This window comes from Streptomyces apricus, from assembly GCF_008369065.1.
Taxonomy (GTDB): domain Bacteria; phylum Actinomycetota; class Actinomycetes; order Streptomycetales; family Streptomycetaceae; genus Streptomyces; species Streptomyces apricus.
Window position 1 is genome coordinate 49,896 of record NZ_VDFC01000015.1, and the last position, 24,880, is coordinate 74,775.

Here is a 24,880-nt window from a genome sequence, read left to right on the forward strand (position 1 = left end):
ATGGCAGACACCACACCGCTTCCCCCGCTGGGGAAAGCAAGCTACAACACACCCATGCCGCCACGCCCTCTCGAAATCGGCCCCGCCGGACAAGCCGCCGCACACGCCATAGAGCGCCTGCGCACTACGCGCGGCTACTCGCAGCGCCGACTCGCCGACCGCGTCACCGCCCTCGGCCGGCCCCTGACCTTCACCCAACTCTCCCGCATCGAAAGGCGAGTTCGCCGTTGCGACGTCGACGACCTCGTGGCCATCGCCGCTGCTCTCGGCGTAGCTCCCCAGGCACTCCTCGGTGATGCCGGTACGCGTCCCCGAGTGGACGGCGGGGGAATATAGCCGACGATCGCCGGTTGGCCAAACCGGCGATTCTCCGGACCATGGAGCGTCCCCGGCAATCACGTCTTTCCGTTTCGGGTGCCCCGTCGCTGTGTTTCTTGCTTGAGAGGTTCTTCGGGCGGGCCCGCAGTGGAACGCATGCGCGTGATTGCAGCTCCAGTGGAAAGTTGGCCATGCCTTCCGATTCGTCTTCTGCTCTACCTGTTTCCTCGCCGGCTTCTCAGGCTTCCGCCTTCCTCACTGTGAAAGGCGCTGCCGAATACCTCGGCCTGTCCCCGCACACCCTTTACGTCCGGCGTCACCGGCGTCAGGGGCCGCCCAGCTTCCGCATGGGTCCTCGCGGCCGCGTGATGTACCGACGGAGGGCCCTCGACGCCTGGATCCGTGAGCAGGAGCGCTCCGACTCCCGCTCGAACTCCGCGTTGAACCCTCTGGCCACACCCCGGCGGCACAAGGCCGGCCGCGTCGCCGACGCCTGACACGTCCAAAGTCGCGAGGCAGCGGGCATCCGCTGGCCTCTTCCCACCAGGAGGTTTCCCTGCCCGGTTACATAGAAGACCGTTGGTTGAAGAAGCGCCCCAACCCGGCCACGGGCAAGCGTGAACGTACGACCCTGTACGGCAAGTCGACCCGCTACCGGGTCAAAGGCGTCCCCGGCGTCAAGGACCGGTCCTTCCACGCCCTTCAGGATGCCAAGACGTGGCTTGCGCAGGCCCAGACGGATGCCCGCCGGGGAGAGTTCGTCGATCCGCGCGACGGAGCCATCTCTTTGGGGGACTACATCTCTACCCACTGGTGGCCTACCCAGAGCGGCGATCCCTCTACTTTGGAGCGCATTGAGCAGCGGGTTCGGCGGCACATCGTGCCCCACCTCGGCGCGCTGCCGCTCAACAGCGTCGGGACGCAGGTCCTGCGGAGCTGGAAGAAGCGATTGGAGAGCGACCTCGGCCCGACCTCCATCCGCCTGGTGTGGGCGACGCTGTCCAGCATCCTGCAAGCAGCCGTCGAGGACCGTCGCCTGGGGCGCAATCCGTGTCGAGCCAGCACCGTCCGTCCTCCGGCAGCGGCCCCCGGGCGGGTCGAAGCGTGGCCGCCCGAGCGAGTGCTCGCCGTACGTGCAGCTCTGCCTGAGCGGTACCGGCTCCTTGTGGAGATCGGTGCGGGCCTCGGGCTCCGGCAGGGCGAGGCGCTAGGTCTGGCCAAGGAGGACTTCGACTTCGACCAGGAGATCGTTCAGGTACGGCGGCAGGTCAAGATGGTGCGGACGAAGCTGTGCTTCGCGCTGCCCAAGGGGCGCAAGGTCCGTGACGTGCCGCTTCCTCCGAGCGTCGCCAAGGCGGTCTGGCGGCACCTCGATCTCTTCGCGCCCGTGCCGGTCACCCTGCCCTGGGACGATCCGACCCCTCCGCAGACTGCCGTGGAGGCCAAGCACCGTCGGCCGAGGACGTACAACCTCATGGTGACCGGACGCGAGCGGAAGGCGATCAACCGGAACTACTTCAACTCCTACGTCTGGAAGCCCGCTCTCGCTGAGGCCGGCGTCATCGCGCCTCTGGAGGAAAGCGCTCCGGACGGGGCGCGTGTCTGGGAGCCCTCCCGGGAGCACGGCTTCCACGCCCTGCGCCACTTCTACGCCTCCGAGCAGCTGGAGGCCGGCGAGTCCGTCGTGTCGCTCGCCCGATGGCTCGGACACTCGGACCCGGGGTTCACGCTCCGGAAGTACGCGCACTTCCTGCCCCGCGCGGGTGCCCGGGGCAGCGCCGCCATCGACGCGGTCTTCTCGTAGCGCCGCAGCGACTGCGTGACGTCTGGCGGCCGGAGCGGTCACGACGCCCCGTCCGCGGTGGCAGCCCTCCCAGCGCGGTCGTCATGGTCTCAAAGTCCCAGAGAAGTCCCACGGGTGCCGCCGCGCCCCTCCGACCCAGCGTTTCGGCTGGTCAGATGGGGTGCGGCGGCACCGGCGCGTCAAATGTCCCGGAAGATCTCGATCTGTGCCCCCACCGAGTTCAGCCGCTCCGCCAGGTCCTCGTAGCCGCGGTTGATCACGTAGACGTTGCGGAGCACCGACGTGCCCTCCGCCGCCATCATCGCCAGCAGGACGACCACCGCGGGGCGCAGGGCCGGCGGGCACATCATCTCCGCGGCCCGCCAGCGGGTGGGGCCCTCGACCAGGACGCGGTGCGGGTCGAGGAGCTGGAGGCGGCCGCCGAGGCGGTTCAGGTCCGTCAGGTAGATCGCGCGGTTGTCGTACACCCAGTCGTGGATCAGCGTCTGGCCCTGCGCGGAGGCCGCGATCGCGGCGAAGAAGGGGACGTTGTCGATGTTCAGGCCCGGGAACGGCATGGGGTGGATCTTGTCGATCGGGGCTTCGAGCTTGGAGGGGCGCACGGTCAGGTCCACCAGGCGCGTACGGCCGTTGTCGGCGACGTACTCCGCCGTGCGGTCGTGGTCGAGGCCCATCTCCTCCAGGACCGCCAGCTCGATCTCCAGGAACTCGATCGGCACCCGGCGCACGGTCAGTTCGGACTCCGTGACGACCGCGGCGGCCAGCAGGCTCATCGCCTCGACCGGGTCCTCGGAGGGCGAGTAGTCCACGTCGACGTCGATGGTCGGCACGCCGTGCACGGTGAGCGTCGTGGTGCCGATGCCCTCCACCCGGACGCCGAGGGCCTCCAGGAAGAAGCAGAGGTCCTGGACCATGTAGTTGGAGGAGGCGTTGCGGATGACGGTCGTGCCGTCGTGGCGGGCGGCGGCCAGCAGCGCGTTCTCGGTCACCGTGTCGCCGCGCTCGGTCAGCACGATGGGGCGGCCCGGGGTCACCCCGCGGTCCACCCGTGCGTGGTACATGCCCTCGGTGGCCGCGATCTCCAGGCCGAACCGGCGCAGCGCGATCATGTGCGGCTCGATCGTGCGCGTACCGAGGTCGCAGCCGCCCGCGTACGGCAGCTTGAAGCCGTCCATGCGGTGCAGCAGCGGGCCGAGGAACATGATGATGGAGCGGGTGCGGCGGGCCGCCGTCTCGTCGATGGACGCCATGTCCAGCTCGGCCGGCGGCACGATCTCCAGGTCCACGCCGTCGTTGATCCACCGGGTGCGTACGCCGATGGAGCCCAGCACCTCCAGAAGGCGGTACACCTCCTCGATGCGCGCGACGCGGCGCAGCACCGTGCGGCCCCGGTTCAGGAGCGTCGCACAGAGCAGCGCCACGCACGCGTTCTTGCTGGTCTTCACGTCGATCGCACCGGAGAGCCGGCGTCCGCCGACCACGCGCAGGTGCATCGGTCCCGCGTAGCCGAGCGAGACGATCTCGCTGTCCAGCGCCTCACCGATTCGAGCGATCATCTCAAGGCTGATGTTTTGATTGCCACGCTCGATGCGGTTGACCGCGCTCTGGCTGGTGCCGAGCGCCTCGGCCAGCTGCGTCTGTGTCCAGCCCCGATGCTGACGGGCGTCACGGATGAGCTTGCCGATGCGTACGAGGTAGTCGTCTGCCATGTCCGCAGGCTATCTCAGATATGAGATGCCGCATCCTGAGGGGGTCCTTCAGGGTGAGCGGGGCGACGACGCCTCAGCGGCGCTTGGTGGTGGTCTTGCGCCAGCCGAAGGGGCCGGGCAGGTCCATCGAGGTCGTCCGGCGTCCCGTACTGCTGTGGGTGTGCTTGGGGCCGTTCTTGCCGCCCGTGGTGACGGACCACGACTTCTTGTTGATGTTCAGCCGTACGCCGGGCAGGATCCGGAAGCTCTTGCGGAATGTGAGCGGCACGGGGGCCTCCTTCTCGTCCACTGTCGTCCGCTCCCGGATACCCCGGATGCCGGTCGGTACGCCGAACGGCCGTGCGACGTGGGCATGTTCGGTCCCGGGGCAGGCTCGCGGGCGTCGCGGGGGCCGGGAGCGGGCATGCGTGCGCCGCAGGACACACCCTCCGGGCATGACCGTGCGACGGTCATGTACTAGAGTTATCTCGACATCGAGATATCTGCCGGGGCATGCCGCAGCCGCCCGGACCGCCACATGGCCGGTAAGGGTTACCTAACTTAGCCTGACCTCACCGGATCGGCCAAGAGGGCGTGGCGGCAGGATGCGGTGGTACGCGCACATCAATGAAGGAGACTGTCGTGTCGGCGAACAGCTTCGACGCCCGTAGCACGCTCAGTGTGGGCGACGAGTCGTACGAGATCTTCCGGCTGGACAAGGTGGAAGGCTCGGCCCGCCTTCCGTACAGCCTCAAGGTCCTGCTGGAGAACCTGCTCCGTACCGAGGACGGCGCGAACATCACCGCCGACCACATCCGCGCGCTCGGCGGATGGGACTCGCAGGCCCAGCCCAGCCAGGAGATCCAGTTCACGCCGGCCCGCGTGATCATGCAGGACTTCACCGGCGTGCCCTGCGTCGTCGACCTCGCCACCATGCGCGAGGCCGTCAAGGCGCTCGGCGGCGACCCGGCGAAGGTCAACCCGCTCTCCCCGGCCGAGATGGTCATCGACCACTCCGTCATCGCCGACAAGTTCGGCACGCCCGACGCCTTCAAGCAGAACGTCGACCTGGAGTACGGCCGCAACAAGGAGCGCTACCAGTTCCTGCGCTGGGGCCAGACCGCGTTCGACGACTTCAAGGTCGTCCCGCCGGGCACCGGCATCGTCCACCAGGTCAACATCGAGCACCTGGCCCGTACCGTCATGACCCGCAACGGCCAGGCGTACCCCGACACCCTCGTCGGCACCGACTCCCACACCACCATGGTCAACGGCCTCGGTGTGCTCGGCTGGGGCGTCGGCGGCATCGAGGCCGAGGCCGCGATGCTCGGCCAGCCGGTCTCCATGCTGATCCCGCGCGTCGTCGGCTTCAAGCTGACCGGCGAGCTGCCGGCCGGCACCACCGCCACCGACCTCGTGCTCACGATCACCGAGATGCTCCGCAAGCACGGCGTCGTCGGCAAGTTCGTCGAGTTCTACGGCGAGGGCGTCGCGGCCACGAGCCTCGCCAACCGCGCCACCATCGGCAACATGTCGCCGGAGTTCGGCTCCACCGCCGCGATCTTCCCGATCGACGGCGAGACGCTGAAGTACCTGCGCCTGACCGGCCGCGACGAGCAGCAGGTCGCGCTCGTCGAGGCGTACGCCAAGGAGCAGGGCCTCTGGCTCGACCCGGCCGCCGAGCCCGACTTCTCCGAGAAGCTGGAGCTGGACCTCTCCACGGTCGTCCCCTCGATCGCCGGCCCGAAGCGCCCGCAGGACCGCATCGTCCTCGCGAACGCCGCCGAGCAGTTCCGCGCCGACGTCCTCAACTACGTCGAGGCCGGCGTCACCGGCGGCGACGACCGCAAGCCGGGCGTCCCGCAGCAGGAGAAGCCGCACGGCGTGGCCTCCCCGGTGGACGAGGCGAGCGCCGAGTCCTTCCCGGCCAGCGACGCCCCGGCCTACGGCCACGACGACAACGGCTCCGGTGCCCCGCAGCACTCGGCCGTCGTCGCGGGCGAGGGCCCGTCGAACCCGGTCACCGTGACCGCCCCCGACGGCTCCACGTACGAGCTCGACCACGGCGCCGTCACCGTCGCCGCGATCACCTCCTGCACCAACACCTCGAACCCGTACGTCATGGTCGCCGCCGCGCTCGTCGCGAAGAAGGCCGTGGAGAAGGGCCTGACCCGCAAGCCGTGGGTCAAGACCACGCTCGCCCCGGGCTCCAAGGTCGTCACCGACTACTTCGACAAGGCGGGGCTCACCCCCTACCTCGACAAGGTCGGCTTCAACCTCGTCGGCTACGGCTGCACCACCTGCATCGGCAACTCCGGCCCGCTGCCGGAGGAGGTCTCCAAGGCCGTCAACGACAACGACCTCGCGGTCACCTCGGTGCTCTCCGGCAACCGCAACTTCGAGGGCCGGATCAACCCCGACGTCAAGATGAACTACCTGGCCTCCCCGCCGCTGGTCGTCGCGTACGCCATCGCGGGCTCCATGAAGGTGGACATCACCAAGGACGCGCTCGGCACCGACACCGAGGGCAAGCCGGTCTTCCTCCAGGACATCTGGCCGACCGAGGCCGAGGTCAACGACGTCGTGGCGAACGCCATCGGCGAGGACATGTTCAGCAAGTCCTACCAGGACGTCTTCGCGGGCGACGCCCAGTGGCAGGCGCTGTCGATCCCCACCGGCGACACCTTCGAGTGGGACCCGCAGTCCACCTACGTGCGCAAGCCCCCGTACTTCGAGGGCATGACGATGGAGACCACCCCGGTCTCCGACATCACCGGCGCGCGCGTGCTGGCCAAGCTGGGCGACTCGGTCACCACCGACCACATCTCCCCGGCCGGTGCCATCAAGGCCGACACCCCGGCCGGCAAGTACCTCACGGAGCACGGCGTCGAGCGCCGTGACTTCAACAGCTACGGCTCGCGCCGCGGCAACCACGAGGTCATGATCCGCGGCACGTTCGCCAACATCCGCCTGCGCAACCAGCTCGCGCCGGGCACCGAGGGCGGCTACACCCGCGACTTCACGCAGGACGACGCCCCCGTCTCCTTCATCTACGACGCCTCGCGCAACTACATCGAGCAGGGCATCCCGCTCGTCATCCTGGGCGGCAAGGAGTACGGCTCCGGCTCGTCCCGCGACTGGGCCGCCAAGGGCACCGCGCTCCTCGGCGTCAAGGCCGTCATCACCGAGTCGTACGAGCGCATCCACCGCTCGAACCTCATCGGCATGGGCGTCCTGCCGCTCCAGTTCCCGGAGGGCGAGACCGCCGAGTCCCTCGGCCTCACGGGTGAGGAGACCTTCTCCTTCACCGGTGTCGAGGAGCTCAACAACGGCACCACCCCGCGCACGGTGAAGGTCACCACCGACACCGGCGTCGAGTTCGACGCGGTCGTCCGCATCGACACCCCCGGCGAGGCGGACTACTACCGCAACGGCGGCATCATGCAGTACGTCCTGCGCAGCCTGATCCGCAAGTAGGCAGCACGGCCCGCCGGACAGGCGGCACGGCAAGCAGTTGAGGGCCGCACCCCCGAAGCGGGGGTGCGGCCCTCGCGCGTCAGCCGTTTACATGTGCACCACCGCGCGCTAGCTTCGACGGCACGTGGGGTGGGAGCGCTCCCACCCTGGCGGACCGGAACCCGTCCCCGGGGGCGCTCCCACCCCATGCACATCCCCTGCGCACGCCACCTCGCGGGACGCGGCTCGCTCAGGGCGGACCCGGTGGTCGTGATCCACCGGGTCCGCGAGCCGGGCAGGTCGGGGGGAGCCTGGCCGGGCGGAGCGTGGTCCGAGACGACCGCCCGGACGATGCGACAACGTTGTCCGGTGGTCTGCGACCGACTCTACTCCTCCAACGGACAGCGCAACCAATCCAGTTGGAAGCTTGAGGGGCTTCTGAGGTTCCGGCGCGGGCCGGACACCGCACGGCACCGGTTACCGTCCTGCCGTAACCGGTGCCGTGCGGTGCGCGTGAGCGTCGGGCCGGGGGTCAGCCCAGCAGTTCCACCTCCGCCAGGGTCGCCTCACCGTCGAGGACCAGACGGTACTTCGCGTACGTACCGGGCTTCGGGACCGAGAAGGCCCGCGTCTGCCGGTCCCAGGCGAAGGACTCCCCGGAGCGCTTGTCGAGGTCCTTCCATGTGGTCCCGTCGGACGAGCCCTGCAGGACCCAGCCCTTCGGGGCCTTGGCGGCGTCGGCCGACGTCAGCGTGTACTGGACGGCCTTGGCCGGGTCGGCGGTCGGCAGGTCCGCGGACGCGACGGTGGCGTTCGTCGCCGACGTGTCGTCGAACAGCGCGCCCCCGCCCTTCACCAGGTCGGCCCTGGGCGCCGCCACCTCGTCGCCCTGCGTGATCGACACGGGCGCCGCGTTCTTCCCGGTGCCCCACGAGGACGGCTTCGGGCCCATGTCGAACTCCAGCACCGCACCGCGCGAGATGACCGAGTGGGGGAGCGACGTCGACTTCCAGGACTTGCCGTTGACCTTCAGCCCCTGCACGTAGACGTTCTTCGCGCTGTTCTTCGGGGCCTTCACGACCAGCTTGCGGCCGTTCTCCAGGTGCACGGTCGCCTTGGTGAACAGCGGCGACCCGATGGCGTACTCCCCGCTGCCCATCACGAGCGGGTAGAAGCCGAGCGAGGAGAAGAGGTACCAGGCCGACTGCTCGCCGTTGTCCTCGTCGCCGTGGTAGCCCTGACCGATCTCGCTGCCCGTGTAGAGGCGCGAGAGGACCTCACGCACGTTCTTCTGGGTCTTCCAGGGCTGGCCGGCCGCGTCGTACATGTAGTTCACGTGGTGGGCCACCTGGTTGGAGTGCCCGTACATGCCCATCCGTACGTCGCGGGCCTCGATCATCTCGTGGATGACGCCCCCGTAGGAGCCCTTGAGGTCCGGCGAGGCGGTCTCCGGGGTGCTGAAGTACGTGTCCAGCTTCTCGGCGAGCGCCGAGCGGCCGCCGTACAGGTTGGCCAGGCCGCGCGAGTCCTGCGGGGCGGTGAAGGCGTAGCCCCAGCCGTTGGTCTCCGTGTAGTCGTGACCCCACACGCGCGGGTCGTACTTCTCGGAGTCCACGCGCCAGTCGCCCTTCGCGTCCCGGCCCTGGAAGAAGCCGGCCTTCGCGTCGAAGAGGTTGACGTAGTCCTGGGCGCGGTTGAGGAAGTACGCGGACTCCTCCTTGTACTTCTTCTTGCCGGTCTTCTCGTAGAGCGCCTCACCCATCTTCGAGATGCCGTAGTCGTTGAGGTAGCCCTCCAGCGCCCACGACAGGCCCTCGTGCGTGTCGGTGCTCGTGTAGCCGATGAAGGGCGAGGTGGCCATGCCCTTGCGGCCCACGCCCGAGGAGGGCGGCACCACGGTCGCGTTCTTCACGGCCGCGTCGTACGCCGACTCCGCGTCGAAGTCGACGCCCTTCACGTACGCGTCCGCGAACGCCACGTCCGAGGAGGTGCCGGTCATCAGGTCGGCGTAGCCGGGCGAGGACCAGCGCGAGGTCCAGCCGCCGTCCTTGTACTGCTGCACGAACCCGTCGGCCATCTCACCGGCCTGGCTCGGCGTCAGCAGCGAGTAGGCGGGCCAGGTCGTCCGGTAGGTGTCCCAGAAGCCGTTGTTGACGTACACCTTGCCGTCGACGATCTTCGCCCCGGTGTGCGTCGGCGAGTCCGGGTTCGGCATCGGCGAGAACGGCGAGGCGTACTGGTATTTGCCGTCGACCTTCTCGAAGCCGGAGTTCGGGTACAGGTACAGCCGGTAGAGGCTGGAGTACAGCGTCGTCAGCTGGTCCGGGGTCGCGCCCTCGACCTCGACCTTGCCGAGGATCCGGTCCCACGCCTGCTGCGCGCGCGACTTCACCCGGTCGAAGGACGTGCCGTCCGGGATCTCCTGGCGGAGGTTGTCCTTGGCCTGGTCGATGCTGATGAGGGAGGTGGCGATGCGCAGGGTGACCGTGCGGTCGGCGCCGGGCTCGAACTTCAGGTAGCCCTTGACGCCGGAGGAGCCGCCGTCCTTCACGGGCGCGTCGAAGGTCCCGTACACGAAGAGCCGGGTGGCGCCCGTCGACAGGCCGGACTTGACGTCCGAGTAGCCGGTGAAGGTGCCGCTCTCCTTGTCGAGGGTCAGGCCCGCCTGGTCGGTGACGTTGTCGAACAGAACGTTCGCGTCGTCACCGGGGAAGGTGAAGCGCATGGCCGCCGCGTGGTCGGTGGGCGCCATCTCCGTCCGCAGCCCGTTCTCGAACGTCACGCCGTAGTAGTACGGGCGCGCCGTCTCCTTCTCGTGGCTGAAGGGCAGCGCACGGGCCTCACGGCCGGTCTCCGGGGTGCCGGACGCGACCGAGGGCATAACCTGGAAGGTCTGCCGGTCGCCCATCCACGGGCTCGGCTCGTGGCTCGCGCTGAACGCCTGGATGGTGGGCAGGTTGTCCGCGTTGTTGCCGCGCGCGTAGTCGTACAGCCAGCTCAGCGAGCCGGCGTTGGTCACCGGCGTCCAGAAGTTGAAGCCGTGCGGCACGGCCGTCGCGGGGAAGTTGTTGCCGCGCGAGAAACCGCCGCTGGAGTTGGTGCCGCGGGTGGTGGAGGCGTAGTCCGAGAGGTGCGCCTTCGGCTTCTCGGGCTTCTGCACACTCAGCTTCACGTCGTCGAGCCAGCCGCGGAACTTCGCGGGCCCCTTCGGGGAGTCGTACGCGACCAGGATGCGGTCGACCGTCCGGCCGGCCGCGACCGAGCCGATCCGCGAGGTGACGTCGTTCCACTGGTTGACGTACAGCACCTTCGCGGCGCCCTGGCCCTGCGGTGTCAGCGCGAACCCGTGCTGGTCCTGGGCGCGCAGGTCGCTCAGGTAGGTGCCGTCGGTGAAGGCGAGGTCCACCGACACGTTCGTGGCGTCGTAGTCCAGGTCGCCGTCCGCCATCGACGGGTAGATCCGGTACGCCAGTTCGGTGTCGCGGCCCACGGCCACGTTCACGTCGAAGACCTTGTTGTACGAGTAGGCGCGGCCCTCGGCCTTGTGGGTGCCCGCGTAGCGCAGGGCCTTCTTGCCGGTGAAGCCCGCGCCGGCCTTGGCCGTCGGGGAGCCGCTCGGGCCGCGGTCCACCAGGGAGAGCATGTCCTCGGGGACCGGGCTCTCGTCGTCGCCGGTCGAGAACTGGACGTCGGCGAGCTGGAGGATGTCCGCGCCGTGGTTCTTGGTGATGTCGAGCCGGAAGTGCTGGTACTCGGCCGGCTCGGCGAGCTTGTACGACTTGGTCTGGAACCGCTCGGCGAAGGATTCACCCGTACGGCTGTCGAGGGTCTTCCAGTCCTTGCCGTCCGTGGAGCCCTGCAGGGTCCAGTCGGCGGGGTCGCGCTCGTCGGCGTCGTTGGCCGACGTCAGCGCGTACGTGACGAGCTTGACGGGGGCGTCCAGTTCGAACTCCACCCAGCCGGTGGGCTCGAAGGTCAGCCACTTGGTGCCGGGCTCGACGTCCGCGAGGTTCTCCTTCACCTCGCCGCCGCCGGTGTTCTCGTCGCTCGCGCGGACGTCCGTGACGTGGTTGGTCACGTTGCCCGGGATACCGGTGCTGTAGCCGCCGTCGACCCCCGACGCGCGCTTGGCGCCGCCGGGCGAGGTGTCGACCGTGTTGAGCCAGTCGGGTGCCGGCTCACCCGCCTCGAAGGAGGAACCGAACTCCTTGTCCGCGGCCGCCGGTTGGCCGGGACGGGCCACGGCGGCGCCCTGCGAGGCCACCACCAGTGCGAAGGCGGCCGCTCCGAGGACCGCCGTGGAACCCCACCCCTGGCGGGTTCCGAGCCGGGATCTGTGCGGAGACCCTTGCCGAGATCTGTGGTGCATGCGCCAGCACCCTCCCTGTCACGTGCGCCTGGACAACGTTGTCAACTTCACTGCGCAAGCTCCAGTAGTGCGCCAAGTGACTCGTGATGTCAAGGGTGTTGGATGCGGCGTACGGGGGTGGCGCGGGCAGCCCGAAGAGCGGACCCACCGGGGCCCGCCTGTCGGCTTCCTGTCCGGGCACTGATCGTTGCCTGATGAGCGCCTGTGGACAACCCCTCCGGGCAGCTCATATTTCCGCGAGGTCTCACTTCGGGAAAGAGTGTCGGCCAACTGTGCATTCGATCTTGCTCCGCTGGCGGGAAGTGGACTATACCTGTCGGCGTCCGCCCAGTCGTTCGACGTGGCGGACGGGAAGAGGCCGGGGGCGAGGGGAGGCGGCGACATGCCGTGCATTCCGCGGCTCCCGGTATTCCAGGCACGATCCAGCTCTACTGACGTCTCCCGCAACGGCGCCGGGCAATCCGTCCGACTTGTTCTTCCTGCCGGGGGGCCGGGGGTTGTCCCCGGGTAATGCAGTACCAACCGCGGTGCCGGGGAGGGTCCGGTTCACCGCCTGAGTCCTGAATGAAGGCGAGGACTTGAGCATGGGATCCACTTCCGCCCACAACGACCGCGAGGGTGTCGGCCGCCGCGCCCTGATCAAGCGGTCCGCCGCGCTCGGTCTGATCTCCGTACCCACCATGAGTTTCCTGTCGGCGTGTGCCAGCGGTGACAGCGGCAGTGACGAAAAGGTCGACAAGGGCAAGAAGACCAAGGAAAATCCGCTCGCCGTCAACGAGAGCGCGCCGCTGGAGATCGTCATCTTCGACGGCGGTTTCGGCACGAAGTACGCCGAGGACGCCAAAGCGGTCTACGAGAAGAACTTCCCCGAGGCGAAGGTCAAGTTCTCCTCCACCCAGAAGATCCAGTCGGTCCTGCAGCCCCGCTTCAACCAGGGCACCCCGCCCGACCTGATCGACAACTCGGGCGCCGAGCAGATGGACATGGGCGTCCTCGTCGGCAAGAAGCAGCTCGCCGACCTCACCCCGCTGCTGGACGCGCCCTCGATCGACGACCCGGCCAAGAAGGTCCGCGACACCCTGCGCCCCGGCATCATCGAGATGGGCCAGTTCGACGGCGACCCGGTCTGGATCATGTACTACGCGTACACGGTCTACGGCGTCTGGTACTCGCAGAAGGCGCTGGACGGCCTCGACGCGGAGTACCCGCAGACCTGGGACGACATGCTCGCGGTCTGTGCCAAGGCCAAGAAGAAGGGCATCGCGGGCTGGACGTACGCGGGCAAGTACCCGTACTACATCCCCTTCTCGCTCTACCCGATGATCGCCAAGGTCGGCGGGCGCGAGGTCCTCGACGCCATCGACAACCTGGAGCCGAACGCCTGGAAGCACCCGGCCGTCAAGACCTGTTTCGAGGCGTACTACGAGCTCTACAAGAAGGGCTACATCCTCAAGGGCACCCCGGGCCTGGACCACATCCAGTCCCAGACCGCCTGGACCGAGGGCAAGGCGCTCTTCATCCCCAACGGCTCCTGGGTGGAGAACGAGGCGGCGAAGACCATGCCGAAGGACTTCGACCTCGCGGTGAACGCGCCCAGCGGCATCGACAGCTCGGACAAGATGCCCTTCGGGACCATCTGGGCCTCGGGCGGCGAGCCCTTCATCGTCCCCGCCAAGGCCAAGAACACCGAGGGCGGCATGGAGCAGCTGCGCATCATGCTCGGTGAGGCCTCGTCGAAGAACTTCACCTCCACCGTCAAGTCGCTGACGGCCTTCAACGGCGGCACCGACGGCATCGAGCTGACGCCGGGTCTGAAGTCGGGTGTCGCGGCCCTGGACAAGGCCGGCGACAACGTGGTCAACCCGCGCATCCAGGACTGGTACGTGGCGCTGCAGAAGGAGAAGATCGGCGTCGGCGGCCTCGGCGAGATGATGGCCGGACGTCTCACCCCGGTCGAGGCCATCAAGAAGATCCAGGGCTACGCCGACGAGGCGGCCAAGGACGACAGCATCCAGCACTACAAGCACCAGTGAGCGCGGCCGGGGTCCCGGATTCCTTCCGGGGCCCCGGCTCTCGTTGTGCGGCGTCGACGGCAGCCCCCGCGGGAAGATCGGGTCGGTAGGAATGCAACACGGCAAATACCGTTTCATCGTGGGGTTCTTGACGGCCCCCCTGGCCATTTACGGCCTGTTCGTCATCTGGCCCTTCATCCAGTCCATCTACTACTCGTTCACGGACTGGAGCGGTCTCAGCCCCGAGTTCAAGATGGTGGGCTTCAAGAATTACACGAGACTCTGGGACGACGACGTCTTCTGGAAGTCGTTGCAGCACAGCGTGATGCTGGTCGTGCTGCTGCCGTTGGTGACCCTCACCCTGGCGCTGTTCTTCGCCTTCATGCTCAATGTCGGCGGACGGCGCCGGAAGAATGCCGCGATCGCCGGCGTCCGCGGCTCCGCCTTCTACAAGGTGGTGTACTTCTTTCCGCAGGTGCTGTCGATCGCGATCGTCGCGCTGCTGTTCCAGTTCGCGTACAACCCCAACAGCGGTGCGATCAACTCGTTCCTGAAAGCCATCGGTCTGGACAGCCTGCAGCCCGACTGGCTCGGCGACCCGGACCTCGCCCTGTGGTGCATCTTCGCGGTCCTGGTCTGGTGCACGGTCGGATTCTTCGTGGTGCTCTTCTCCGCGGGAATGGCCTCCATTCCCAAGGACTACTACGAGGCGGCGCTGCTGGACGGCGCGAACCGCATCACGACCTTCTTCAAGATCACCCTGCCGCTGCTCTGGGACACCGTGCAGTCCGGCTGGGCCTACGTGGGCATCCTGGCGCTCGGCGCCGAGTCCTTCGCGGTCGTGCAGATCATGACCGTGGGCCCCGGCGGTCCCGACTACTCGACGACCGTCCTGCCGCTGTACGTCTACCAGAAGGCGTTCCGCGACGGCCAGGCGGCCTACGCGACGACGATCGGTGTCGCCCTGCTCCTCGTGACGCTGCTGTTCGTGGCGGTCGTGATGAAGCTGGGCCGGCGCGAGCGGCTGGAGTACTGATGCGAACCGAGCTCACCGCGCCGCGAGGAGGCCACGCATGAAGACGACCGACACGCCTCCCGCCGACACCACGGGGGAGCGGCCACCCGTCACCAAGACGGCGCCCGCACCCGCGCCGCAGGAGAAGGCCACCGGCAGGACGCTCAACGTCTTCTCGCACGGGTTCCTGATCCTGTGGGCGTTCATGGTCGCGATGCCGCTGCTCTGGGCGGTGATGACCTCCTTCAAGACGGACAAGGAGATCTTCAGCTCGCCCTGGTCGCTGCCCGACTCGCTGCACTTCGACAACTGGTCGCGCGCCTGGACCTCGGCGAACATGAGCGACTACTTCCTCAACACGATCATCGTGGTGGGGTTCTCGCTCCTGGGCACCATGCTGCTGGGCTCCATGGCGGCCTACGTCCTCGCGCGCTTCGAGTTCCCCGGGAACCGCTTCATCTACTTCCTCTTCATCGGAGGGATGAGCTTCCCGATCATCCTGGCGCTGGTGCCGCTGTTCTACGTCATGCAGAACCTCTCGCTGCTGAACACGCTGCCCGGGCTGATCCTGGTCTACATCGGCTACTCGCTGCCGTTCACCGTGTTCTTCATGACGTCCTTCTTCCGCACCCTGCCGACCTCGGTGGCCGAGGCGGCCTTCGTGGACGGCGCCTCGCACACCAGGACGTTCTTCCAGGTGATGCTGCCGATGGCCAAGCCCGGCCTGATCAGCATCACGATCTTCAACTTCCTGGGCCAGTGGAACCAGTACCTGCTGCCGACGGTGCTCAACACCGAACCGGAGAACAAGGTGCTCACCCAGGGCCTCGTCCAGCTCGCCGTCAGCCAGGGCTACAAGGGCGACTGGTCGGGGCTGTTCGCGGGCCTGGTGATGGCGATGCTGCCGGTGCTCGCCGCGTACATCGTCTTCCAGCGCCAGGTGGTCCAGGGGCTGACGGCGGGGGCGCTCAAGTAGCGCTCGGGGCGTCGGTTCGGTTTGCGAGGGTGGTCCCGTAATGGCGTACGGGGCCACCGCGCCGTGAGCGGGCCCGGCCGCGTACCCCCTTTGCTCAACCTCTTGACGGGAGGCGACCCAAACGGCTCAGCTTAGAGTTCACTAGTTGGACATAGACGGGGCCTCACCGAGGCGGCCCCGTACGCAGGAGGTCGTCGTGGAGACTCCGGGGTCGCAGTCGTCGCTGCACCGAGCCAATCTCGAACGGGTCGTACGTGCGGTACGCCTGGCCGGGTCGCTCACGCAGGCGGAGATCGCGAGGACGACGGGGCTGTCCGCGGCCACGGTCTCCAACATCGTGCGGGAACTCAAGGACGGCGGCACGGTCACCGTCACCCCCACCTCGGCGGGTGGCCGCAGGGCCCGCAGTGTCAGCCTCAGCGGCGACGCCGGCATCGTCATCGGTGTGGACTTCGGCCATACGCACCTGCGCGTCGCGGTGGGCAACCTCGCGCACCAGGTGCTGGCCGAGGAGTCCGAGCCGCTCGACGTGGACGCCTCCGCCGCGCAGGGCTTCGACCGGGCGGAACAGCTGGTCAGCCGCCTCATCGCGGCCACCGGGGTGGACCGTACGAAGATCGCCGGGGTGGGTCTCGGCGTGCCCGGGCCCATCGACGTCGAGTCCGGCACGCTCGGCTCCACGTCGATCCTGCCGGGGTGGACCGGCACCAGGCCCGCGGAGGAGCTCCAGGGGCGCCTGGGCGTCCCCGTGCACGTCGACAACGACGCCAACCTCGGAGCCCTCGGGGAGCTCGTCTGGGGCAGCGGGAGGGGCGTCAGGGACCTCGCGTACATCAAGGTGGCCAGCGGTGTCGGCGCCGGACTCGTCATCGACAGCAAGATCTACCGCGGTCCAGGTGGCACAGCGGGAGAAATCGGTCATATTACTCTTGACGAGTCCGGTCCGGTCTGCCGCTGCGGCAACCGGGGCTGCCTGGAGACCTTCACGGCCGCCCGGTACGTGCTGCCGCTGCTCCAGTCCAGTCACGGAACCGATCTGACCATGGAGGGTGTCGTGCGGCTGGCGCGGGACGGAGACCCCGGCTGCCGTCGGGTGATCGCCGACGTCGGCCGGCACATCGGAAGCGGGGTGGCCAATCTGTGCAACTTGCTCAACCCGAGCCGGGTGGTGCTCGGCGGTGATCTCGCCGAGGCCGGAGAGCTCGTGCTCGGACCCATCAGGGAGTCCGTCGGCCGCTATGCGATCCCCAGTGCGGCGCGTCAACTATCCGTTCTCCCAGGGGCACTTGGCGGTCGGGCGGAGGTCCTCGGGGCCCTCGCGCTCGCCCTCAGCGAGATGGGCGATTCGACCCTTTTGGACGGGTCGCTCACTGCCGCCACACCTGCCTTCACTTAGAGAACGGATGGCAGCGTTGCCATTCCGTTAAGGATTTACTTCTTGACGTCGCACTAACGGCCGAGTTGACTTCCAGCCACCTCGGCCGCAACGTCGCGGCCTCGTCAGGGAGGTTTCTGAAGTGAACACGCGTATGCGTCGCGCCGCCTTTGCCGTTGCCGCTGGTGCGATGGCCGTCTCGCTGGCTGCCTGTGGCAGCGCCGAGGAGTCCGGCGACAAGGGCGACGACTCCTCGAAGTCCGCCGCCAAGGGCGACAACATCAAGGTCGGTCTCCTGCTTCCGGAGAACCAGACCGCTCGGTACGAGAAGTTCGACAAGCCCCTGATCGAGAAGAAGGTCAAGGAGCTCACGAACGACAAGGGCGAGGTCGTCTACGCCAACGCCAAGCAGGACGCCACCACGCAGTCCCAGCAGGTCGACACGATGATCACCAACAAGGTGGACGTGCTGATCGTGGACGCGGTGGACTCCAAGGCCATCGCCAACGGCGTGAAGAAGGCCAAGGACGCCGGCATCCCGGTCGTCGCGTACGACCGCCTCGCCGAGGGCCCGATCGACGCCTACACCTCCTTCGACAACGAAGAGGTCGGCCGCGTCCAGGGCAAGGCGCTCCTGGAGGCCCTGGGCGACAAGGCCAAGCCCTCCGCGAAGATCGTCATGATGAACGGCGCGGTCACCGACCCGAACGCCGCCCTCTTCAAGAAGGGCGCGCTCTCCGAGCTCGACGGCAAGGTGGACATCGCCAAGTCGTACGACACCAAGGAGTGGAAGCCGGAGAACGCCAACGCCAACATGGAAGGCGCCATCTCGGCGATCGGCAAGACCAAGATCGTCGGCGTCTACTCCGCCAACGACGGCATGGCCGGCGGTATCATCACCGCCCTGAAGGCCGCGGGCGTCTCCCCGCTGCCGCCCGTCACCGGCCAGGACGCCGAGCTCGCCGGTGTGCAGCGCATCGTCGCGGGTGAGCAGTTCATGAGCGTCTACAAGTCCTACCCGCAGGAGGCGGACGTCGCCGCGCAGATGGCCGTCGCCCTCGCCAAGGGCGAGAAGCTCGACTCCATCGCCAAGGACTCGGTCGACAGCCCCACCACCAAGGGCGTCCCGTCGGTGCTCGTCCCGGTCGTCTCGCTGACCAAGGACAACATCAACGACACCGTGATCAAGGACGGCATCTACACGCTGGACGAGATCTGCACCGCCAAGTTCAAGTCTGCCTGCAGCAAGGCCGGCCTGAACTAGGTCCGCGTCAGGTCATGGCACGTCCCTTACCGAGTACGGGAGCCCGGGAAGCCGGAACTCCGTACGGGCCACCGGCCCGCCAGGGACAGTCGTACCGACAAGCCCCTCCGGCGCCCCGCATCCACCAGCCCCGCAGCTAGGGCGGGGCGCCGGACGGAACACTCCCCCCGAATTCTGCTGCACAACCTCCCGCCGGGTCAGGCGGCGAAGGAGATGGTCAACGTGTCCGCTACGCCTGTTCTGGCGTTGCGCGGGGTCTCGAAGCGGTTCGGTGCCGTCCAGGCGCTCACCGACGTAGAGCTTGAGATCCACGCCGGTGAGGTGGTCGCCCTGGTCGGCGACAACGGCGCCGGAAAGTCCACGCTGGTGAAAACGATCGCCGGCGTGCACCCCATCGATGAGGGTGTCATCGAATGGGACGGCAAGGCCGTCCAGATCAACAAGCCGCACGACGCGCAGAACCTGGGAGTCGCGACCGTCTACCAGGACCTCGCGCTGTGCGACAACATCGACGTCGTCGGCAACCTCTACCTGGGCCGTGAGCTGAAGAAGCGCGGCATCCTGGACGAGGTCGAGATGGAGCGCCGCTCGCGCGAGCTGCTCCAGACGCTGTCGATCCGCATCCCCAGCGTGCGCATCCCGATCGCCTCGCTCTCCGGCGGTCAGCGCCAGACCGTGGCCATCGCCCGCTCCATGCTCGGTGAGCCCAAGCTGGTCATCCTCGACGAGCCCACCGCCGCCCTCGGCGTCGAGCAGACCGCCCAGGTCCTCGACCTGGTCGAGCGGCTGCGCGAGCGCGGCCACGCCGTCCTCCTCATCAGCCACAACATGGCCGACGTGAAGGCCGTCGCGGACAAGGTCGCCGTGCTGCGGCTCGGCCGCAACAACGGTGTCTTCGAGGTCAAGGCGACCTCGCAGGAAGAGATCATCTCCGCCATCACCGGTGCCACGGACAACGCCGTGACCCGCCGTGCGGCGCGCAGCAGCAACGGGGAGGCTCAGAAGTGAGCATCGACAAGACCTCCGCCACCTCGGACGAGCACGCCGTCGCCAATCCCGAGGCCGCCGCGGCCGCGGTGACCGTGGTCGACCCCCGGCTGCTCGTGCGCGAGCAGGGCCTGGCCGGCTACGTCGGCGAGTTCAAGCGGAAGATGAAGGGCGGCGACCTGGGCTCCGTCCCGGTCGTCCTCGGCCTGATCGTCATCTGCATCATCTTCCAGAGCCTGAACTCGGCCTTCCTCTCGGCCGAGAACCTCAACAACATCGCCGTCGCGATGGTCGCCACCGGCATGATGTCGGTCGGCATCATCTTCGTGCTGCTGCTCGGCGAGATCGACCTGTCGGTCGGCTCGGTCAGCGGTGTGGCGGGCGCCATCACCGCCGTGCTGAGCGTCACGCACGGCGTGAACGAGTGGCTCGCCGTCCTCATCGCCCTCGTCAGCGGTGCGGCCATCGGCGCGCTGCACGGCTTCTTCTTCGCCCGGATCGGTGCCCCGGCCTTCGCGGTCACGCTGGCCGGCCTGCTGTTCTGGCTCGGCTTCATGCTCCAGATCCTGGGCGAGAACGGCACCATCAACATCGACGGCGACGGCGTGGTCGGCAACCTGACCACGTACTACTTCTCCGACGTCGCGGCCGCCTACGGCCTCGCGCTGGTCGCCGTGGTGCTCTTCTTCGTCACCAGCTTCCTGGACAGCCGCCGCCGCGAGGCCGCGGGCATCCCGTCCCGGCCGCTGGGCGACCTGATCATGCGCACGGTGCTGCTCGCGGTCGTCGCGTTCGCCGCCGCGATCATGTTCAACCAGTACAAGGGCCTGCCGCTGGCGCTGCTGCTCTTCGTCCTGGTCCTGGTCGTGACGGACTTCGTGCTGCGCCGCACCGGCTACGGCCGCAAGATCTTCGCGCTCGGCGGCAGCGTCGAGGCGTCCCGCCGTGCCGGTATCAACGTCACCGCGATCCGCATCTCGGTCTTCGCCCTCGCGGGCTTCTTTGCCGCCGTCGGCGGTCTGTTCTGGGCCTCGAAGATCGCGGCCGCCAACCAGAGCGCCGGTGCGGGTGACCTCCTGATGAACGTCATCGCGGCCGCCGTCATCGGTGGCACCAGCCTCTTCGGCGGGCGCGGGCGTACGTGGAACGCGCTGCTCGGTGTCATGGTGATCACCTCGATCCAGTACGGCCTCGCCCTGGAGGGCATCGCCACGCCGGTCCAGTACATGATCACCGGTGGTGTGCTGCTGGCCACGGTGGTGATCGACTCGATCACGCGCAAGACGCAGAAGACGGCGGGGCGCGCGTAGCGGTTTTCGCTTGCCCCGGCGGTGGTGGGGCTTGCTGTTCGTCGGGGACTGCGGACCGTCGTGGCTGGTCGCGCAGTTCCCCGCGCCCCTTAAGGGGCGCCCTGGTGTCCGGTGCCTTTATGGTGCCGGGCACTTTTGGGTTGGTTGGGGCGTTTGGGGGGAGGTGAGGGGCTGGGTGTCCTACGGCCGATCGCGTGATGTACGACGCACAGCCCGGGCGTCACCGCGAAAGACGGAACATTAGACTCGACAGGCCCGGGAAGCTCGACCGCTCTACCGCACGCAAGGAGGCACGGGTGCCGCTGCTGACCCGCATCAAGGGACCGCGCGATCTGGACCGGCTCAGCCTGGAGCAGCTGGACCAGCTCGCCGACGAGATCAGGACCTTCCTGGTCGACGCGGTGTCCAAGACCGGCGGCCACCTCGGCCCCAACCTCGGCGTCGTCGAGCTCACGATCGCCCTGCACCGGGTCTTCGAGTCCCCCAAGGACCGGATCCTGTGGGACACCGGACACCAGTCCTACGTCCACAAGCTGCTCACCGGTCGCCAGGACTTCTCGAAGCTCAAGATGAAGGGCGGCCTGTCCGGCTACCCCTCGCAGGCCGAGTCCGAGCACGACGTCATCGAGAACAGCCACGCCTCCACGGTCCTCGGCTGGGCCGACGGCCTCGCCAAGGCCAACGAGGTGCTGCGCAGGGACGACCACCACGTCGTCGCGGTCATCGGCGACGGGGCGCTCACCGGCGGCATGGCCTGGGAGGCGCTGAACAACATCGCCGACGCCAAGGACCGCCCGCTCGTCATCGTCGTGAACGACAACGAGCGGTCGTACGCGCCCACCATCGGCGGCCTCGCCAACCACCTGGCGACCCTGCGCACCACCGACGGCTACGAGCGCTTCCTGGCCCGCGGCAAGGACTTCCTGGAGCGCACCCCGGTCGTCGGCAGGCCCCTGTACGAGACGCTGCACGGCGCCAAGAAGGGCCTCAAGGACTTCATCGCCCCGCAGGGCATGTTCGAGGACCTCGGCCTGAAGTACGTCGGCCCCATCGACGGGCACGACATGGAGGCCCTGGAGTCCGCGCTGACCCGCGCCAAGCGCTTCGGCGGCCCGGTCATCGTGCACTGCCTCACCGAGAAGGGCCGCGGCTACCAGCCCGCCCTGAGCGACGAGGCGGACCGCTTCCATGGCATCGGCCCCATCCACCCCGACACGGGCCTGCCGGTCAAGGCCTCGGGCGCCGACTGGACCTCCGTCTTCGGCGACGAGATGGTCGCGCTCGGCCAGGAGCGCGAGGACATCGTCGCGATCACCGCGGCCATGCTGCAGCCGGTCGGCCTGAAGAAGTTCGCGGACGCCTATCCGCACCGCATTTATGACGTCGGCATCGCCGAGCAGCACGGCGCCGTCTCGGCCGCCGGCCTCGCCACCGGCGGCCTGCACCCCGTCTTCGCGGTCTACGCGACCTTCCTCAACCGCGCCTTCGACCAGGTCCTGATGGACGTGGCGCTGCACAAGTGCGGCGTCACCTTCGTGCTCGACCGGGCCGGCGTCACCGGCACCGACGGCGCCTCCCACAACGGCATGTGGGACATGTCGATCCTCCAGGTCGTCCCCGGCCTGCGGCTGGCCGCGCCGCGCGACGCCGACCAGGTCCGCGCCCAGCTGCGCGAGGCCGTGCAGGTCGAGGACGCCCCCACGGTGGTCCGCTTCTCCAAGGGCGCTGTCGGCCCCGCCGTGCCCGCCGTGGGCCGCGTCGGGGGCATGGACGTCCTGCGCGAGCCCGGCACCGACACCCCGGACGTGCTCCTCGTCTCGGTCGGCGCCCTCGCCCCCATGTGCCTGGAGATCGCCGGCCTGCTCGACCGGCAGGGCATCTCCACCACCGTCGTCGACCCCCGCTGGGTCAAGCCCGTCGACGAGGCCATGGCCCCGCTCGCCGAGCGGCACCGCGTGGTCGTCACCGTCGAGGACAACTCCCGCGTCGGCGGCGTCGGGTCCGCCGTCGCCCAGGCCCTGCGCGACGCCGGGGTGGACGTGCCCCTGCGCGACTTCGGCATCCCGCCGCGCTTCCTCGACCACGCCTCCCGCAAGGAGGTCATGACCGAGATCGGCCTGACCGCACCGGACATCGCCCGGCAGGTCACCGGCCTCGTCTCCAAGCTCGACGGACGGTACGAGCAGGCCCACGCCACGGCGGAGCCCGCCCGCGACTGATCCGCACCCGCACGGCGACACGCCTGAGTGGGCCGGTTCCCGCACCCTTTACGGTGGTGGAACCGGCCCATTCGCGCTAAAACCCACGTGCCGGGGCATACGGACCACGCCCCCTCCTGATCATGTCGGGGACGACAAGCGTGGGAGGTACGCCCGTGAGCAGCACCCTCTTCAGGACGAAGAAGATCGAGCAGTCCATCCAGGACACCGAGGAACCGGAGCACGCGCTCAAGAAGTCCCTGTCCGCCCTGGACCTGACGGTCTTCGGCGTCGGTGTCATCATCGGCACCGGCATCTTCGTGCTCACCGGCACGGTCGCCAAGAACAACGCCGGCCCCGCCGTGGCCCTGGCCTTCGTCGTGGCCGGGGTGGTCTGCGCGCTCGCCGCGCTCTGCTACGCCGAGTTCGCCTCCACGGTCCCGGTGGCCGGCTCCGCGTACACCTTCTCCTACGCCTCCCTAGGGGAGCTGCCCGCCTGGATCATCGGCTGGGACCTCGTCCTGGAGTTCGCGCTCGGCACCGCGGTCGTCGCGGTCGGCTGGTCCGGCTACATCGCCTCGCTGCTCGACAACGCCGGCTGGCACCTGCCCGAGGCGCTCAGCGGGCGGGAGGGGGCGGACGGCTTCGGCTTCGACATCCTCGCCGCCGCCCTCGTACTGGTGCTCACCGCCGTCCTCGTGGTCGGCACGAAGCTCTCCGCGCGGGTCACCGCGGTCGTGGTCGCCATCAAGGTGACGGTCGTCCTGGTCGTGATCATCGCGGGGGCCTTCTTCGTCAAGGGCGACAACTACGACCCGTTCATCCCGGAGGCGAAGCCCGTCGAGGCGGGCAGCGGCCTGGACTCGCCGCTCGTCCAGCTGCTGTTCGGCTGGGCGCCCTCCAACTTCGGCGTGATGGGCATCTTCACCGCCGCCTCCGTCGTCTTCTTCGCCTTCATCGGCTTCGACGTCGTGGCCACGGCCGCCGAGGAGACCAAGAACCCGCAGCGCGACATGCCTCGCGGCATCCTCGGCTCGCTCGTCATCTGCACCACCCTGTACGTGGCGGTGTCGGTCGTCGTGACCGGCATGCAGCACTACACCGAGCTCTCCGTGGACGCCCCGCTCGCCGACGCCTTCAAGGCCACCGGGCACCCGTGGTTCGCGGGCTTCATCAGCTTCGGCGCGGCCGTCGGCCTCACCACCGTCTGCATGATCCTGCTGCTCGGCCAGACCCGCGTCTTCTTCGCGATGAGCCGCGACGGACTGCTGCCGCGCTTCTTCTCGCACGTCCACCCGCGCTTCAGGACCCCGCACCGGCCGACCATCCTGCTCGGTGTGGTCATCGCGATCGTCGCCGGCTTCACCAGCCTGAGCGAGCTCGCCGAGCTGGTGAACATCGGCACGCTGTTCGCCTTCGTCGTCGTCGCGATCGGCGTGGTCATCCTGCGCAACACCCGCCCGGACCTGCCCCGCTCCTTCCGCACCCCGCTGGTGCCGTTCCTGCCGATCCTGTCGGTCCTCGCCTCGCTGTGGCTGATGCTGAACCTGCCCGCCGAGACCTGGCTGCGGTTCGGCGTCTGGATGGCCCTCGGCTTCCTCGTGTACTTCGTCTACGGCCGCTCGCACAGCCGCCTCGGACGGGACGAGAAGCAGGTGCGCGGCTGAGGGCGGCCCCGTGACCGCCCGGGTGACCGCCTCAGGGCCGGACGGCGCGCGGACCGGTCACCTCGGCGCCGGACTCCGTGACCCGGCGCCGCAGTTCCCGGTCCGCGGTGACCACCAGCCGTCTGCGGTCCGGGTGCCCGGCGACCAGCTCCACGATGCGGTCGTCCCCGCTGCCCGGCGCCGCGTCGACCCGCACCCCGGCGACGGACTCCACCCCGCGGGCGGCCCCCTCGACGACGAGGACCAGCTCCAGGGGGCCGGGGAAGCGGTCGGAGAGGCCCGGCAGCCCGTCGGTGGCGTACGGGACGAGCAGGTCCCGTACGCGCTCCGCGGCGCCGCGGCGGTCGCGCCACCAGCCGTCGGGCACGGCCCCGACCACGTTGGCGGCGTCCACGATCACCAGCGGTGCAGTGTCCATACGGCCAGGGTCGCACGGAGGGC

At 68.6% G+C, this 24,880-nt stretch carries 17 protein-coding genes; 13 read left to right on the forward strand and 4 right to left on the reverse strand.

Going from position 1 to position 24,880, the window contains the following annotated elements; genetic code table 11:
* Window positions 1–54: 54 nt before the first annotated feature.
* The 3 genes from FGF04_RS41985 to FGF04_RS05270 all read left to right on the forward strand — a co-directional run bounded on the left by FGF04_RS41985 (window position 55) and on the right by FGF04_RS05270 (window position 2,122).
* The gene (locus FGF04_RS41985; protein WP_188113969.1) at window positions 55–336 is read left to right on the forward strand and encodes a helix-turn-helix domain-containing protein; all 282 of its coding nucleotides are present in this window, start codon (window positions 55–57) and stop codon (window positions 334–336) included.
* 173 nt (window positions 337–509) lie between these two features.
* Entirely contained in the window at window positions 510–815 is a 306-nt protein-coding gene (locus tag FGF04_RS05265) for a helix-turn-helix transcriptional regulator (RefSeq protein ID WP_149510047.1), read from the forward strand.
* Between the two features lie 86 nt (window positions 816–901).
* Complete coding sequence (locus FGF04_RS05270; RefSeq protein WP_149510048.1) at window positions 902–2,122, forward strand: tyrosine-type recombinase/integrase; 1,221 nt, start codon at window positions 902–904, stop codon at window positions 2,120–2,122.
* 179 nt (window positions 2,123–2,301) lie between these two features.
* Here the strand turns inward: FGF04_RS05270 and FGF04_RS05275 are convergent, their stop codons facing one another.
* Together FGF04_RS05275 and FGF04_RS05280 are read right to left on the reverse strand one after the other, a co-directional pair.
* Window positions 2,302–3,831: a helix-turn-helix domain-containing protein gene (locus FGF04_RS05275; RefSeq protein WP_149510049.1), complete on the reverse strand. Its 1,530-nt coding sequence runs from the start codon at window positions 3,829–3,831 to the stop codon at window positions 2,302–2,304.
* 73 nt (window positions 3,832–3,904) lie between these two features.
* The gene (locus FGF04_RS05280; RefSeq protein WP_149510050.1) at window positions 3,905–4,099 is read right to left on the reverse strand and encodes a DUF4236 domain-containing protein; all 195 of its coding nucleotides are present in this window, start codon (window positions 4,097–4,099) and stop codon (window positions 3,905–3,907) included.
* Window positions 4,100–4,452: 353 nt separating this feature from the next.
* Here FGF04_RS05280 and FGF04_RS05285 point away from each other — a divergent pair, with 353 nt between their 5' ends.
* On the forward strand, window positions 4,453–7,287 hold the full coding sequence (locus FGF04_RS05285; protein WP_149510051.1) for an aconitate hydratase: 2,835 nt from the start codon (window positions 4,453–4,455) through the stop codon (window positions 7,285–7,287).
* A gap of 511 nt (window positions 7,288–7,798) precedes the next feature.
* Here FGF04_RS05285 and FGF04_RS05290 read toward each other — a convergent pair.
* A complete protein-coding gene (locus FGF04_RS05290; protein ID WP_149510211.1) occupies window positions 7,799–11,536 on the reverse strand; it encodes a GH92 family glycosyl hydrolase in 3,738 nt (1,245 codons plus the stop codon).
* A gap of 683 nt (window positions 11,537–12,219) precedes the next feature.
* On the opposite strand from FGF04_RS05290, the gene ngcE reads away from it, so the two are divergent.
* The 9 genes from ngcE to FGF04_RS05335 all read left to right on the forward strand — a co-directional run bounded on the left by ngcE (window position 12,220) and on the right by FGF04_RS05335 (window position 24,439).
* A complete protein-coding gene (gene ngcE / locus FGF04_RS05295; protein ID WP_149510052.1) occupies window positions 12,220–13,668 on the forward strand; it encodes an N-acetylglucosamine/diacetylchitobiose ABC transporter substrate-binding protein in 1,449 nt (482 codons plus the stop codon).
* A gap of 91 nt (window positions 13,669–13,759) precedes the next feature.
* Complete coding sequence (locus FGF04_RS05300) at window positions 13,760–14,683, forward strand: carbohydrate ABC transporter permease (RefSeq protein ID WP_149510053.1); 924 nt, start codon at window positions 13,760–13,762, stop codon at window positions 14,681–14,683.
* Window positions 14,684–14,720: 37 nt separating this feature from the next.
* Window positions 14,721–15,638 (forward strand): carbohydrate ABC transporter permease, encoded by a 918-nt coding sequence (locus FGF04_RS05305; protein WP_149510054.1) that lies wholly within the window; start codon window positions 14,721–14,723, stop codon window positions 15,636–15,638.
* 196 nt (window positions 15,639–15,834) lie between these two features.
* Window positions 15,835–17,034 (forward strand): ROK family transcriptional regulator, encoded by a 1,200-nt coding sequence (locus FGF04_RS05310; protein WP_149510055.1) that lies wholly within the window; start codon window positions 15,835–15,837, stop codon window positions 17,032–17,034.
* Between the two features lie 133 nt (window positions 17,035–17,167).
* The gene (locus FGF04_RS05315; protein WP_149510212.1) at window positions 17,168–18,277 is read left to right on the forward strand and encodes a substrate-binding domain-containing protein; all 1,110 of its coding nucleotides are present in this window, start codon (window positions 17,168–17,170) and stop codon (window positions 18,275–18,277) included.
* Window positions 18,278–18,490: 213 nt separating this feature from the next.
* The gene (locus FGF04_RS05320; RefSeq protein WP_149510056.1) at window positions 18,491–19,285 is read left to right on the forward strand and encodes an ATP-binding cassette domain-containing protein; all 795 of its coding nucleotides are present in this window, start codon (window positions 18,491–18,493) and stop codon (window positions 19,283–19,285) included.
* On the forward strand, window positions 19,282–20,574 hold the full coding sequence (locus FGF04_RS05325) for a sugar ABC transporter permease (protein ID WP_149510057.1): 1,293 nt from the start codon (window positions 19,282–19,284) through the stop codon (window positions 20,572–20,574). The genes FGF04_RS05320 and FGF04_RS05325 overlap by 4 nt, the downstream gene beginning before the upstream one ends.
* 296 nt (window positions 20,575–20,870) lie before the next feature.
* Window positions 20,871–22,793, forward strand: a complete 1,923-nt coding sequence (gene dxs / locus FGF04_RS05330; protein ID WP_149510058.1) for a 1-deoxy-D-xylulose-5-phosphate synthase — start codon at window positions 20,871–20,873, stop codon at window positions 22,791–22,793.
* A gap of 155 nt (window positions 22,794–22,948) precedes the next feature.
* Window positions 22,949–24,439, forward strand: a complete 1,491-nt coding sequence (locus FGF04_RS05335) for an amino acid permease (protein WP_149510059.1) — start codon at window positions 22,949–22,951, stop codon at window positions 24,437–24,439.
* A 31-nt stretch (window positions 24,440–24,470) separates the two neighbouring features.
* On the opposite strand, the gene FGF04_RS05340 is transcribed toward FGF04_RS05335, so the two are convergent.
* The gene (locus tag FGF04_RS05340; protein ID WP_149510060.1) at window positions 24,471–24,857 is read right to left on the reverse strand and encodes a PIN domain-containing protein; all 387 of its coding nucleotides are present in this window, start codon (window positions 24,855–24,857) and stop codon (window positions 24,471–24,473) included.
* Window positions 24,858–24,880: the final 23 nt, after the last annotated feature.

What these genes read in the sequence shown, in the direction of transcription:
- FGF04_RS05320 (WP_149510056.1), top strand. Translation starts at nt 18,491, where the DNA reads ATGGTCAACGTGTCCGCTACGCCTGTTCTGGCGTTGCGCGGGGTCTCG.
- FGF04_RS41985 (WP_188113969.1), top strand. Translation starts at nt 55, where the DNA reads ATGCCGCCACGCCCTCTCGAAATCGGCCCCGCCGGACAAGCCGCCGCA.
- FGF04_RS05305 (WP_149510054.1), top strand. Translation starts at nt 14,721, where the DNA reads ATGAAGACGACCGACACGCCTCCCGCCGACACCACGGGGGAGCGGCCA.
- FGF04_RS05340 (WP_149510060.1), bottom strand. Translation starts at nt 24,857, where the DNA reads ATGGACACTGCACCGCTGGTGATCGTGGACGCCGCCAACGTGGTCGGG.
- FGF04_RS05315 (WP_149510212.1), top strand. Translation starts at nt 17,168, where the DNA reads ATGCGTCGCGCCGCCTTTGCCGTTGCCGCTGGTGCGATGGCCGTCTCG.
- FGF04_RS05265 (WP_149510047.1), top strand. Translation starts at nt 510, where the DNA reads ATGCCTTCCGATTCGTCTTCTGCTCTACCTGTTTCCTCGCCGGCTTCT.
- ngcE (WP_149510052.1), top strand. Translation starts at nt 12,220, where the DNA reads ATGGGATCCACTTCCGCCCACAACGACCGCGAGGGTGTCGGCCGCCGC.
- FGF04_RS05300 (WP_149510053.1), top strand. Translation starts at nt 13,760, where the DNA reads ATGCAACACGGCAAATACCGTTTCATCGTGGGGTTCTTGACGGCCCCC.
- FGF04_RS05275 (WP_149510049.1), bottom strand. Translation starts at nt 3,831, where the DNA reads ATGGCAGACGACTACCTCGTACGCATCGGCAAGCTCATCCGTGACGCC.